This is a genomic window from Serratia sp. LACPHL-BACT-2024-00286 (assembly GCF_043109535.1).
Lineage (GTDB): Bacteria > Pseudomonadota > Gammaproteobacteria > Enterobacterales > Enterobacteriaceae > Serratia > Serratia sarumanii.
In genome coordinates this window covers 65436-78076 of the sequence record NZ_JBICNA010000009.1, presented here as the reverse complement: position 1 = coordinate 78076, position 12641 = coordinate 65436, and the positions used below count along the sequence as shown (strand labels likewise).

Genomic DNA, 12641 nt, shown 5'->3' with positions numbered 1-12641 from the left:
TGAATCATGGCTAAAGGTGTTCGCGAGAAGATCAAGCTGGTTTCTTCTGCTGGTACTGGTCACTTCTATACCACCACGAAGAACAAGCGTACTAAGCCGGAAAAATTGGAACTGAAGAAATTCGATCCAGTTGTCCGTCAGCACGTAGTATACAAAGAAGCTAAAATTAAATAATTTTAGTGGATTAATGAAAAACCCGGCCTTGGCCGGGTTTTTTGTTTTATAAAGGGTAGAAAACGTCGGAGGGGAAGCCAGATGCCTGAATTACCGGAAGTTGAGACGAGCAGACGCGGTATAGAGCCTTATCTTGTCGGCCACAGCATTCAGTATGCGGTGGTGCGCAACGCGCGCCTGCGCTGGCCGGTTTCCGAGCAGATCCTGACGCTGAGCGATCGGCCGGTGCTCAGCGTGCAGCGCCGGGCCAAATACCTGCTGATCGAGCTGGAGAACGGTTGGATTATCGTGCACCTGGGCATGTCGGGCAGCCTGCGCATGCTGCGCGAGGAAAACGAAGACGAAGCCGGCAAACACGACCACGTCGATCTGGTGATCAGCAACGGCATGATCCTGCGCTATACCGATCCGCGCCGTTTCGGCGCCTGGCTGTGGTGCGAAGATTTGGCGACCAGCAGCGTGTTGGCGCATCTGGGGCCGGAACCGCTGAGCGAAGCGTTCAACGGCGACTACCTGTATGAAAAATCACGCAATAAGCGCACGCTGATCAAACCGTGGCTGATGGATAACAAGCTGGTGGTCGGGGTCGGCAATATTTACGCCAGCGAATCGCTGTTCAGCGCCGGGATCTTGCCCGATCGTCCCGCGGGATCGTTGAGCAAAGCCGAAGCGGCGCTGCTGGCGCAGACCATCAAGGCGGTGTTGCAGCGCTCTATCGAGCAGGGCGGCACGACATTGCGCGACTTTTTGCAGTCGGACGGCAAACCGGGATATTTCGCGCAGGAACTGCAGGTTTACGGGCGGGCGGGAGAACCCTGCCGCGCGTGCGGCACGCCGATCGAATCCGCCAAGCACGGGCAGCGCAGCACCTTCTTTTGCCGCCGCTGCCAGCGCTGAGCAATTACTCGGCGGCGAGCTTCGCCATCAGCGCCTGGGTGACCACATCCGGCAGGAAAGGCGCGATATCGCCGCCGTGACGGGCGACCTCCTTCACCAGTGAGGAGGAGATGAACGACCACTCTTCGGAAGGCATCAGGAACACGCTTTCCAGCGTCGGCATCAAATGGCGGTTCATGTTCGCCAGCTGCAATTCGTATTCAAAGTCAGACACTGCACGCAGGCCGCGCACCAGGATATTGGCATTTTGGTGAGCGGCAAAGTGCGCCATCAGCTCGCTGAAGCCCAGCACTTCCACATTGCCCAGATGCGAGGTGACCTGCGTCGCCAACGCCACGCGTTCATCCAGGCTGAACAGCGGCTTTTTGCTCGGGCTGGCGGCGATGGCCAGAATCACGTGATCGAACATCAGTGATGCGCGCGTCACTAAATCCAGGTGGCCGTTGGTCATGGGATCGAAGGTCCCGGGATAGATGGCTTTGCTGGTCATGATTCACTTCTCTGAGTAGTTGCGGCCCAATGCCCATAATGCGGCATATTTATTGAAGGTATATTGCGCGTTGACCACCGCTAACAGCAACCCCTGTTTACCGTCGAGGAAGCCGGCGCGCAGCAGCCAGGTTTTGACGAAGGCGCCGAGCGTGTGGGTCAGGATAGACAGGTAGCCGCAACGCTTGCCGGCCCGGTGGCGTTGTGTTGCCCACTCTTCGGCGTAGCGCAGCTGTTTGCGCTGGAAGGCGAAGAAATCGCGACAGGTCAGGTGCAGCATATCGCCGTTGAGGGGGATCACTTTGGCGCCGCCGATGTTCAGCGATTCGTGCACCAGATCGTCGTTATAGCGATAGCGTCGGTTGGCGTACAGGCGGTTGACGCGGTCGGGATACCAGCCGCTGTGGCGCATGAAGCGGCCAAGGAACAGATTGCGCCGCGCACAGCTGTAGACGGCACCGTCGTCCGGCGCGTTCAACACCCGTTCGATGGATTGCCGCAGCTCGGGCGTGACGCGTTCGTCGGCGTCGATCATCAAAACGTAGTCATGGCTGGCGTAGCTTTGTGCCAGCTGGCGCTGCTTGCCGAACCCTTGCCAGTCGGTGTGCGTGAAGACTTTGGCGCCCAGGCTTTCGGCGATGGCGACGCTGTCGTCCTCGCTGCCGGAGTCCAGCACGATGATTTCATCGGCCCACTCGACCGAGCGCAGACAGTCCGGCAACAGCCCGGCTTCGTTTTTGGCGATCATCACCACCGACAGGCTTTTGCGGCTGCTCATTCAGTGGCTCCGGGGCGGCAGGTGCGGTTCCAGCAGCTGCAGCAGGCGCTGCAACGCTCCCTGATTCTGGTACAGCACTTCCACCGCATGGCGGCCGTAGTAGCGGCGGTAGTCTTCGTCGGTCAGCAGGGTTTCCACTTCCTTCACCAGCGAATCCACGTCGGTCACGGTGATCAGGCCTTCGGCCTGCGAAAGCTTGGCGCAGATGTCTTTGAAGTTGAAGGTATGCGGGCCCATCAACACCGGGATGGCGTGCGCGGCGGCTTCCAGCGGGTTATGTCCGCCGCGTTCCACCAGGCTGCCGCCGACAAAGGCCAGATCGGCGATGCCGTACAGCAGCATCAGCTCGCCCATGGTATCGCCGATCACCACCTGGGTGCTGCCGGACGGAATTTCGCCGCTGCTGCGCAGGGTGTAGCTGAAGCCGGCTTTCTGCACCAGCTCCTTGGCGGTCGGAAAGCGCTCCGGGTGACGCGGCACCAGGATCAGCAGCAGATCGGGGTGTTTTTCCAGCAGTTTGCGGTGCGCTTCCAGCAGGATGGTTTCTTCCCCGTCATGGGTACTGGTGGCGATCCACACCGGGCGGCGCGGCGCCCATTGGCGGCGCAGCGTAACGGCGCGAGCGGCCAGCTCCGGGGTGACGGAGATATCGAATTTCAGGCTGCCGGTCACGGCCAGCTGCGAGCGCTTCAGGCCCAGCTCGATAAACCGATCGCCGTCTTCCTGGTTTTGGGCGGCGATCAGCGTGATGCGGCGCAGCATATCGCGCATGAATCCGCCAATTTTCTTATAGCCGGCGGCGGAGCGGGCCGACAGGCGCGCATTGGCGATCACCAGGGGGATCTGCCGCTGATGCAGCGCGTTGATCAGGTTGGGCCACAGCTCGGTTTCCATGATGATCACCAGCTTGGGATTCACCTGATCGAGGAAGCGGTTCATGGAGCCGGGCAGATCGTAGGGCAGATAGACATGATGCACGTCTTTGCCGAAAGCGGACTGGACGCGTTCTGAACCTGTTGGGGTCATTGTGGTCACAGTTATCGGCAAAGCGGGGTAACGATGGCGCAGCGCCCGCACCAGCGGGATGGCCGCCAGCGTTTCGCCGACGGAGACGGAATGCAGCATGATGCCGCCTGGCACGACTTTCCCGGCGCAGAAGCCATAGCGTTCCGCCCAGCGTTTACGGTAGGCTGGAGCTTTGCGGCTGCGCAGCAGTAAGCGGAGCCAGATCAGGGGTTGGATGAGGTAGAGTAGTACCTGATATAAACGCAGCAACATTCTATCAATTTCATTTATATGGGTTATTCGGAATAGTACCATAACTGGAAGGGAAAGGCGCTAATTTGGTAACCTTGGGTGTCAGTTTCAGACAACCGGCGAGCGATTTCGCCGACAGGCTCGGAATGAAGAATATTTTAATTATTCGCCGCGATAACATCGGCGATCTTGTTTGCACCACGCCCTTGATTGAAGGGGTGAAAATTGCCTATCCGGACGCAAAAGTTTATCTGCTGATCAATAAAGTCAGCCAGGACGTCGTTAAAAACAACCCTCATCTCGAGAAAGTCTTTGTCTATAAAAAGGCCAAGCACAAGGCGAAAAATGAGACCACGCTGGGCGTTTATTTCGAGCGTCTGATGATCTTCCTGAAGCTGCGCAAAATAAAATTCGATGCGGTCATTCTGGCCAACCCGGTGCCTTGCAAATACAGTTTGCGTTTAGCGAAAATGGCCGGCGCCACCCATATCATCGGCGCCGATTTGGGCACGAAAGATATTCATCGCCCGTTCCGCAAGGACGATTTCAACGGTCAACATCAGGTCGAACATACCTACAGCTATTTATCGGCGATAACCGATCAATCCATTCCGATCCCGCCGGTGCGGGTGTTTCTGACGCCTGAAGAGCGGCAATTGGCGGCGCAACGGCTGCAGGAGCGTCTGCCGCCGGTCGAACGGGTATGCGCCGTGCATATCAGCAGCCGCAGCCCGAAAAGGCGTTGGCCGGTTGAACGCTATGCCGAAATCATCAACCGTCTGGTTGCCGATCCCCACACCGGCGTGCTGATCTTCTGGTCGCCGCAGGGCACGCTGGCGCCGGACGACATCGGCGACCAGCAGCGCGCCGAACAGCTGCTGGCGCTGTGTCAAAACGAACGCGTCGCGCTTTATCCGACGGCGTCGGTGCGTGAGCTGTTGGGCGGGTTTGATTTATGCGACCGGGTGCTGTGCAGCGACGGTGGGCAGATGCATCTTGCCGCCGCGTTGAATAAGGACATGGTGGTGTTCTTTGGCGATACCGATAAAGCGTCCTGGCATCCATGGACCGGCCATCATCATATTTTGCAAAGTGAGTCGGGGCACTGTGAGGATGTTTCTGTCGATGAGGTTTGGCAGAAAATGCAGGCGCTCAGCTAGCGAAGAAAATAAGGCAGGCATCCCCTGCCTTATTTCATTCTTTATTATTTTCTTTCCAGTTCCAGATATTGGCGGCAAATAGGCTCAAGCCCATAGCTCAGCAATTGCTGTTGATTTATCTGCGGCGGATTGGCGTAAATCTCCGCCATTTTTTCTGCCAGCGACGCTTCGTTTAATTCCGCCAGCGCGTTAGCCATGCCGGCTTTTTCCAGAATTTCCGCAGGGCCACCCGGACAACGGGTGCTGACCACCGGTGTGCCGCACAGCAGCGATTCTACCAGCACGTTGCCAAACCCTTCGCTGTCGGAGCTGAGCACCAGCAGCGAGGCATGGCGAATAAACGGGTAGGGATTAGCCTGGAAACCGAGAAACAGCACGCGCTCTGCAATGCCCAGGTCTGTCGCCAGACGTTTGACCTCGGCGACTCTGGCGTCGTCCCCGGCGCCGATCAAGGCCAGCGGCGCCTGAATGCCGGAGTGCGCATAGGCTTTCAGCAGGCGGTCATGCCGCTTGGTGGCGTGAAAGCGGCCGACGTGCACCAGATAGTCCTGGCCGGCCAGTTCGCAAGGCATCGCCGCCTGTTGCTGGATGGCGTCGATATCGAACGGGTTGTTGATGATCGCCAGCCGGCGCGGGCGGATCGGCAAGTTCTGCTGCAGATCGTCGCCGACCGCCCGTGAAACGGCGACGATGTTTCTTCCCTGGTAAACGTTGGCGATTTTGCGTTGCTTCAGCCAGCGATCCAGGCCCTTGCGGTGGCCGAGGTAGGAGGTGGAGAGAATGCCGTGAATGCAGAACCACAGGCGATCCGCGGCCAACCGCTTGCTGCGGCTGACGATGCGATCGGTTTTATGCAGGTTGGAGAACACCAGATCGAACGCGCCGTGTTGGCGCTCGTGTTCGGCTATCGCCCGATCCAGCGCGCCGGCGCGGCGCGACAGCTCGGTCAGCTTGCGCCAGGGGGCGCGGCTGCGATCGGCCACCACCTGATAATCAATGCCCGGCGGGATAGGGTAATTGCAGACGTCGCGCAGCGAGATCAGACTGACGTCATGCCCCTGTTGCTGCATGCCCTGGCACAGGGTCAGCACCACTTTTTCCGCGCCGCCTCCCGGCAGGCCGTCGATGATCATCAGAATACGCATAGCTAATCCAGTAACCGGTTATAGAGGGAAATAAGCTGTTCGGACAGATGCGCCGGCGTAGCCGGCATAATACGCAATCTTGCCGCTTCGCCCATGGATGATCCCAGCGCCTGGCGCGGCAGCGCGCGAATGGCCTCCGCGATGGCCGGTACGTCGAGCGCATCGGTCACGAAGCCGTTCTGGCCGGGGGTGATAAACTCGGCGCCGCCGCAGGTGGTGCTGGTGATAACCGGCAGGCCGCACGACATCGCTTCCAGAATCACATTCGGGAACGGATCGTACAGCGTCGGCAGCAGCAGCGCATCTGCGGCCTGATAAAACGGCAAGGTCTGCTTCTGCACGCCCATAAAGTGAACCCGATCGCTGCAGCCCAGCGACTGTGCCAGCGCCCGGTAGCGTTTTTCGGCCTTGTCTTTGCCGACCACCAACAGGTGGCTGTCGGTCGCTGCCACGGCGCGGATGGCGGCCGCCAGCCCTTTGCGCTCAAAGCCGGAACCGACGAAGATCAGGCAGTGCGCCTGTTGCGGGATCTGATACTGCTCGCGCAGACGTTGGCGCAGGGCCTCGTCGGCGGGCGGGAACTTTTGATTATCGATGGCGTTATAGATCACCGTGATTTTTTCGGCGGGCACGCCAAAGTCTGCGATGATTTCCTGCTTGATCATCTCGGCGTTGCAGATGACGGCTTTCAGCTCCGGTGCGGCATACATGGCGCGTTCGGCGCACATCACATAGCGGTGATAACGGTTGGAGAACAGCCATTTGCGGCGCCATTCCGGCAGCAGACGCGCGCGTTGCAGCAGCCAGCGGCGGTGTACGCCGTCGCCGGCGCGGTAGATGTCGCAGCCGGGAATGCGCTCGTGGCTTTGCACCAGATCAAAATGCTCTTTCTGCCACAGCGCCCTGGCCGCCACGGCGAAGCCCCGTTCGCGGCTGATGCGGCCGAGTTTTAGCGGGTTGCACAGGTGGATATGCCAGTTGGGATTGGCGTCACCCTGCCATTCGCGGGTGATGACGTTCAGATCGAGATCCTGTTGCTCCAGCGCCTCCAGGGCGCGGGAAACGAAACGTTCGGCTCCGCCGTCCGGGCGGTATTTTTGGCGAACGATCGCCAAACGAAATGCTTTCATGCCAGCGTGCTCCGCGCGGCTGCAATCACCGCGTCTGTAGGAATAAGGTCGAGATACCGTTCGTCGGTGCCGGTATCGATGGCGTCCGGATCGGGCAGTTCGCCGAAGTCGCCGGCCCAGATCACGGCGCCGGTAGCCTGCCACGGCCGCCAGAAAGTCAGCTTGGAAGGGCCGAACAGCGCTACGCACGGCGTGTGCAGCGCGGCGGCCATGTGCATCGGCACCGAATCCACGCCGATAAACAGCTTGGCGTGGTCGATCAGGGCGGCCAACTGGCGCAGCGTCAGCTGGCCGGCTAACGAAATCACGCCCTGCGGCGGGCAGAGCGCCAAAATGCGCTCTACCATGGCTTGTTCTCTGGCGTCGGGGCCGGAGGTGATCACCAGCTGGTGGCCGTCGGCCTGCAAGGCGGTGAGGGTGGCGGCCATTTTCTCTTCGCTCCAGCATTTGAAGAACCAGCGCGAGGTGGGCTGCACCACAATATAACTGCCGGTGACGCCCTGTTTCTGTAACCGTTGCTCACATGCCTGCCAATCCTGCGGATCGTAACTCATGGTCACATGATCACTGAGCGCGGGCAGGTTCAGCGGCGCCAGCAGCGAGAGGTTTTGTTCGACGGTATGCAGGTGGGCATGATTGTCGACCGGCACCAGCTGCGTGTGGCAGTGGCGCCACAGGAAGCCGCGGCGTTTGGGGAAATCGAAGCCCAGACGGATGCGCGCGCCGGTCAGGCGCGTGAGGATGGCGCTGCGCCACTGATCGGCCAGGTTGACCACCAGATCGTAGCGCTGCGCCTTCAGGCGGCGCAGCAGCGCCAGTTCGTGCCCCAGATGCGCGCGGGCGCCCTGTTTTTTCCATTGGCGGTCGATGGCGAACAGCGTCGACAGTTCCGGATTACTGGCCAGCATCTCCTGCGTTTCCTGATACAGCAGCACATCGATCTGCGCCTGCGGGTAGTTTTGCCGCAGGCTGCTGATGACCGGCGTGACCAGCAGCATATCGCCGTGATGGCGCAGTTTTATGATCAAAATACGCTGTACGGATGGGGCGGAAGTTGGGGCTGGCGCGTCGTTCATCATGAGTCGCTTTCTGGGAAACCAATCTTTGATTCTAAATGACCCGATCGCATGTGGCTACTGTTGCAAGGTTTTCTTGCCGGGCCGCAAAAAAATCGCCGAGCCGGGGACGAATGCGTTTCAATGTTGTCCAAACCAGGCAGCAAAGTCGTTTGCCCTGGCGAAACGGGCTGCGTAACATAGTGCATTCTGTTGATATCAGGCTCGATATTCATGACTAAACCGGCGTTTCTCATCACCATTGATACCGAAGGCGATAATCTGTGGCAAAACCACGATCGCATCGCGACCGAAAACACGCGTTTCTTGCCGCGCTTTCAGGCATTGTGCGAAAAATACGCCTTCAAACCGGTTTATCTCACCAACTATGAAATGGCGATGGATCCGGCTTACGTCGAGTTCGCGCGCGACGTGATCGCCCGCGGCGCGGGTGAAGTCGGCATGCACCTGCACGCCTGGAACAGCCCGCCGCTAACGCCGCTCACCGACGACGACTGGCGCCACAAACCGTATTTGATCGAGTATCCCGCCGATCAGATCCGCGCCAAGGTCGATCACATGACCAAGCTGCTGGAAGATGCCTTCCAGACCAAAATGCTCAGCCATCGCGCCGGCCGCTGGGCGTTCAACGAATATTATGCCTCGCTGCTGCTGGAGTATGGCTATCAGGTGGACTGTTCGGTGACGCCGCGCGTCAACTGGCAGTTTTCGCCGGGCAATCCGCAGGGCAACGGCGGCACCGATTACAGCCGGTTCCCGTCGCAGGCCTATTTCATCGATCCGCAGAACATTGCCAAACCGGGCGCTTCGGCGCTGCTGGAAGTGCCGATGAGCATTCAGTACAAGCACTCGGCGCTGATGAACGCGTTCAAGCAAGGTTATGATCGGCTGCGCGGCAAGCGGCGTTCGCCGTCCGTCAACTGGCTGCGGCCAAGTGGCGGCAACGTGGCCAAGATGATAGGGGTGGCTGAAGCGTCGCTGGCGCAGGGGCATGACTACGTCGAATTTATGCTGCACTCCTCCGAGTTTATGCCGGGCGGCAGCCCGACGTTCAAAACCGAGCAGGATATCGAAGTGCTGTACCGCGATCTGGAACAGCTGTTTGACTGGCTGCAGCAGCGCACGGTGGGCATGACGCTGGCCGAGTATTATCAACTTAAAGCGAATTAAGCACGCACATGTCGAAAAAATGGAAAATCAAGGTTGCCGACTGGTTCTTGCGGCGCTATACGGCGAAGTACGGTCGTTTTCAGGATAAGACGACGTTCGACGGCGCCCAGCAGTTTGACAATATCGTCATCTATTCCACCACGGCGTTGGGCGACTTCATGTTCAACACGCCGGCATTGAGGGCGATGCGGGAACGCTACCCCAACGCACACATCACACTGGTGGTGCACAAGAAAAACCGCGAGCTGGTGGAAAACGGCCGCTATTACGATCGCGTGGTGTATTGGGACAGCAAGATCAAGACGATCCGCCCGTTGCTGAAATCGCTGCGCGAACATCAGCCGGATTTGGCGCTGATTCTGCACTCCCACCTGCCTTATGACATCATCAGCGCCGTACTGGCCGGGGCGAAGTACATTATCCGCGATAACTACAGTTCGGGCATTTGCGGGCTGGAGCCTTGGCTGACCAACTATGTCTTCCATTATTACGGCCACTTCGTGCGCCGCAAGCTGGAGCTGATTTCCATTTTGGGCTGCCGCAGCGACGATCCGACGATGGAAATTCCCGTGGATTATCAGCGCGGCGTCAAAAGCAGCGAGCATCCCACCATCGGGTTTCAATTGGGGGCATCTACGGAGTCGCGTTGCTGGCCGGTTTCGCACTATGCGCGGCTGGCCGATGAGCTGGTGGCGAAGCACCCTAATGTACGCATCGTGCTGATTGGCGCACCGTTTGACGACGGCAAGGCCAAACAGTTTATGAGCCTGATCGGCCCGCAAACGCAGGCCTGCGTGGATAACCAGATCGGTAAAACGGGGCTGCAAGGCTTGCTGACGTTGATCGACAGTTTCCATGTTCTGGTCACCGGCGATACCGGGCCGCTGCACCTGGCGGTGGCGTTGAAGGTGAAAACCATCAGCCTGTTCGTGACCGCCGACTCACGCTCCACCGGGCCGATTCAGGATGCTGAACTGCACCGCATCATTCAGGTGTCGCGTACCGGTTATACGATGCCGCTGGAGGCGGAAAGCCCGATGGGGGTCATCCAACCGCAGCGGATTTATGACGAGCTGGTCGCACACGTGCCTTTAGCGCGCTAAAGGCGAGACGACCCATCGGCCGCCAGGCCGATGCGGTTAGCGCGGCCTGCGCCCGCGCAGCTTAGAAAGAAAGGTATCCACTCGCGCATAGCGCATCTGGCGGACTTTTTTGCCCGGCACGTCGCTGTTGCGGCAGACGTCGGCGGCGCGGCGCAGGATGTGCAGCGTTGCCGGCGCGTAATGATAATAACCGTATACCGCCTTCGACATGCTTTTCACCTCGGAAAAGCAGTTGGCCAGCATCAGGGCGGCCAACCGGCGCAGCGGCTCATCCCCGGGATGCTGCGCCACAAAACGCAGCATCTTCTCCATGGCGAACAGCAAATCTTCAATATCTTTGGGTTTGATATTGCGAGTGATGCCCTGGCTGTTGTCCCGATAGAAGTAGAGATCGCCGTCAAGATGGGCGATGCGGCGAGTTTTGAAATACTGAAAAGGCGTAAAAATCACGTCTTCGTAGCGCCTGCCTTCTTCGAACGCTTCCCCAGCCAGCAGCGTGCGTTTATATACCCGGCTCCAGAGATGCCACATCGAGCGTGCAAACAGCGGTTGCAGGCTACCCAGTCCCAATTGTGAAAAGTCGTAGGCTACGGGCCGCGCCGCGCGGTTATCCGGTGTCGGCGGATGCTCGGTGAACTTCTGATAATTAAAATCGATCAGGTCATATTCACCGGCGGTAAGCTGGGGGCGCAGGATCGCCAGATAGTCGTCGCTCAGCAGATCGTCGCCGTCGAGGAAGGTGATATAGCGTCCGGTGGCCAGACGTAAGCCGACGTTGCGGGCGTGCGCAATGCCGCCGTTGGCCTGTGAAGTAAAGACCACGCGCGGGTGCCGCCGCTGCGCCAGATATTGGCTGACCAGCGCGCCGGAGGCGTCGGTGGAGCCATCGTCGATGATCACCACCTCGATATCGTCGCTAATCTGTGCAAATAACGAATCCAGCGCAGCGATAACGAACGCTTCGTTATTATAAAACGGCACGATAACGCTGAGCAGCGGCTGCTGAGGATTCACGGGGTGGGCTCCTGAACAGGGGGCTGTTTCGTGACGGAAAGAACGGCGGCGATCAGCGCCAGGCCGAACATGGCGGTACCTTCCGTGCTGAAGAAGATGACGTCGCTCAGGCCGTAAACGAACAGGCTGGCGCTGACGCTCAGCAGCAGCGCGTTGCGCTGTGGCCGGAAGGAAGAGAAAAACAGGCTGACATACAGCGCCAGCAGCAGCAGTACGCCCCAGACGCCCTTGAGCGAGTAAGTTTCCAGCAGCTCGTTGTGCAGGTGGACGTTGATGTAGGGCATGACGCCAGACAGGCGGGGTTGCTGTGCGACCATCGCACGGATCTCTTCGCCGCGCTGTTCGGCGGATTGGCCCCACGGGGCTTGTGATCCGGTATGCCATGCCAGCGTTTGCATCGACAGCCGGGAAATGATGGAGTTTTCAGTCTGCGGCTGGTCCATCAGGCGCATGTCGGTCTCAAAAGCCTGAATGCGTTCTTCTATCTGCGGTTTAAACACCAGGCCGCAGGCTACGAGCAGCAGCGGTACCGAGGCCACTAACGCAAGCTTGTGTTTTCTGGAAACCAACTGCTTGGTGGCCAGCAGCGACAGGCAGACCGCCACCGGATAGACCAACATGGCTGCGCGCGTGCCGGTGAGCACCAGCGCAGAGAAGGACAGCAGGAATGCCGCAATGTACAACACCAGGCGGTAGCGGGTGCGCAGCATCAGGATGGCTTGCATCATGACCAGATCGATGGCGGTCATCAGATAGGCGGCGACCGTGGCGCGATCGAAGTTGAGCTCTACGCGCGGGATATCCAGACGCAGCCCCTGATAGAGGGAATAACCGTTGATCGCCAGACCGGTGGCGAGAGCCACAACGATCAGCAGGCGCTGTACGCACAACCGCTCATTGAGCGCAATCAGCAAGATGAAAGCGGTCGCGAGCTGCAGTTTGCCGGTCGACATATAAGAGCGATAAATATTGATGTACTCACCCGGCTGTTTGAAGTGATGCATCCAGAGGATGGTTCCCATGCCCACGCTGAACATCAGCGCGGGCAGCAGCAGGTTTCTAACGTTGCTGAAGTAGTAGCGCGGGTACAGGCAAACGGCGATAAAGGCGATGTAGCTGGAAACGTAAAACAGATTGCGTCCGGTCGCGGAACCGAAAGGAATGGTGCAAAAAGCGATGGCGCACCCCAGATAGATCAGATAGCTGAAGGCAGGGTGCGGCGTTCTGTGTTTTAGCATCGGGCGTATT

Annotated in this window: 13 protein-coding genes; 5 read left to right on the top strand and 8 right to left on the bottom strand. The window is 59.0% G+C overall.

Annotated elements, in window-relative coordinates; genetic code table 11:
* Positions 1–6: 6 nt before the first annotated feature.
* Positions 7–174 (top strand): 50S ribosomal protein L33, encoded by a 168-nt coding sequence (gene rpmG, locus ACF8MC_RS22740; protein ID WP_002442576.1) that lies wholly within the window; start codon positions 7–9, stop codon positions 172–174.
* An 81-nt stretch (positions 175–255) separates the two neighbouring features.
* Positions 256–1071, top strand: coding sequence for a bifunctional DNA-formamidopyrimidine glycosylase/DNA-(apurinic or apyrimidinic site) lyase (gene mutM, locus ACF8MC_RS22735; RefSeq protein ID WP_033649742.1), 816 nt, complete (start codon positions 256–258; stop codon positions 1069–1071).
* Positions 1072–1075: 4 nt separating this feature from the next.
* Here mutM and coaD read toward each other — a convergent pair whose 3' ends face one another.
* From coaD to waaA, 3 genes are read right to left on the bottom strand one after another with little or no spacing between them, the layout of a single operon-like run.
* Positions 1076–1561, bottom strand: a complete 486-nt coding sequence (gene coaD, locus ACF8MC_RS22730; protein WP_033631353.1) for a pantetheine-phosphate adenylyltransferase — start codon at positions 1559–1561, stop codon at positions 1076–1078.
* 3 nt (positions 1562–1564) lie between these two features.
* Positions 1565–2338 (bottom strand): glycosyltransferase family 2 protein, encoded by a 774-nt coding sequence (locus ACF8MC_RS22725; RefSeq protein WP_048322029.1) that lies wholly within the window; start codon positions 2336–2338, stop codon positions 1565–1567.
* Positions 2339–3616, bottom strand: a complete 1278-nt coding sequence (gene waaA / locus ACF8MC_RS22720; protein WP_025304695.1) for a lipid IV(A) 3-deoxy-D-manno-octulosonic acid transferase — start codon at positions 3614–3616, stop codon at positions 2339–2341.
* Between the two features lie 125 nt (positions 3617–3741).
* On the opposite strand from waaA, the gene ACF8MC_RS22715 reads away from it, so the two are divergent.
* On the top strand, positions 3742–4755 hold the full coding sequence (locus ACF8MC_RS22715; RefSeq protein ID WP_164105625.1) for a glycosyltransferase family 9 protein: 1014 nt from the start codon (positions 3742–3744) through the stop codon (positions 4753–4755).
* A gap of 44 nt (positions 4756–4799) precedes the next feature.
* On the opposite strand, the gene ACF8MC_RS22710 is transcribed toward ACF8MC_RS22715, so the two are convergent.
* Genes ACF8MC_RS22710 through rfaQ form a run of 3 tightly spaced genes read right to left on the bottom strand, consistent with a single transcriptional unit; the run spans position 4800 to position 8109 of the window.
* Entirely contained in the window at positions 4800–5900 is a 1101-nt protein-coding gene (locus ACF8MC_RS22710) for a glycosyltransferase (RefSeq protein WP_164105627.1), read from the bottom strand.
* A 2-nt stretch (positions 5901–5902) separates the two neighbouring features.
* Entirely contained in the window at positions 5903–7030 is a 1128-nt protein-coding gene (locus tag ACF8MC_RS22705) for a glycosyltransferase family 4 protein (RefSeq protein WP_033649737.1), read from the bottom strand.
* A complete protein-coding gene (gene rfaQ / locus ACF8MC_RS22700) occupies positions 7027–8109 on the bottom strand; it encodes a putative lipopolysaccharide heptosyltransferase III (protein WP_033649736.1) in 1083 nt (360 codons plus the stop codon). The genes ACF8MC_RS22705 and rfaQ overlap by 4 nt, the downstream gene beginning before the upstream one ends.
* 210 nt (positions 8110–8319) lie before the next feature.
* Here rfaQ and ACF8MC_RS22695 point away from each other — a divergent pair, with 210 nt between their 5' ends.
* Entirely contained in the window at positions 8320–9276 is a 957-nt protein-coding gene (locus ACF8MC_RS22695) for a polysaccharide deacetylase family protein (protein WP_033649735.1), read from the top strand.
* 8 nt (positions 9277–9284) lie between these two features.
* Positions 9285–10379, top strand: a complete 1095-nt coding sequence (locus ACF8MC_RS22690; protein ID WP_033636468.1) for a glycosyltransferase family 9 protein — start codon at positions 9285–9287, stop codon at positions 10377–10379.
* Between the two features lie 36 nt (positions 10380–10415).
* Here the strand turns inward: ACF8MC_RS22690 and ACF8MC_RS22685 are convergent, their stop codons facing one another.
* Positions 10416–11393, bottom strand: coding sequence for a glycosyltransferase (locus ACF8MC_RS22685; protein WP_060457352.1), 978 nt, complete (start codon positions 11391–11393; stop codon positions 10416–10418).
* Positions 11390–12631: an O-antigen ligase gene (locus ACF8MC_RS22680; RefSeq protein WP_033649733.1), complete on the bottom strand. Its 1242-nt coding sequence runs from the start codon at positions 12629–12631 to the stop codon at positions 11390–11392. Before ACF8MC_RS22680 ends, ACF8MC_RS22685 begins: the two co-directional genes overlap by 4 nt.
* Positions 12632–12641 lie beyond the last annotated feature (10 nt).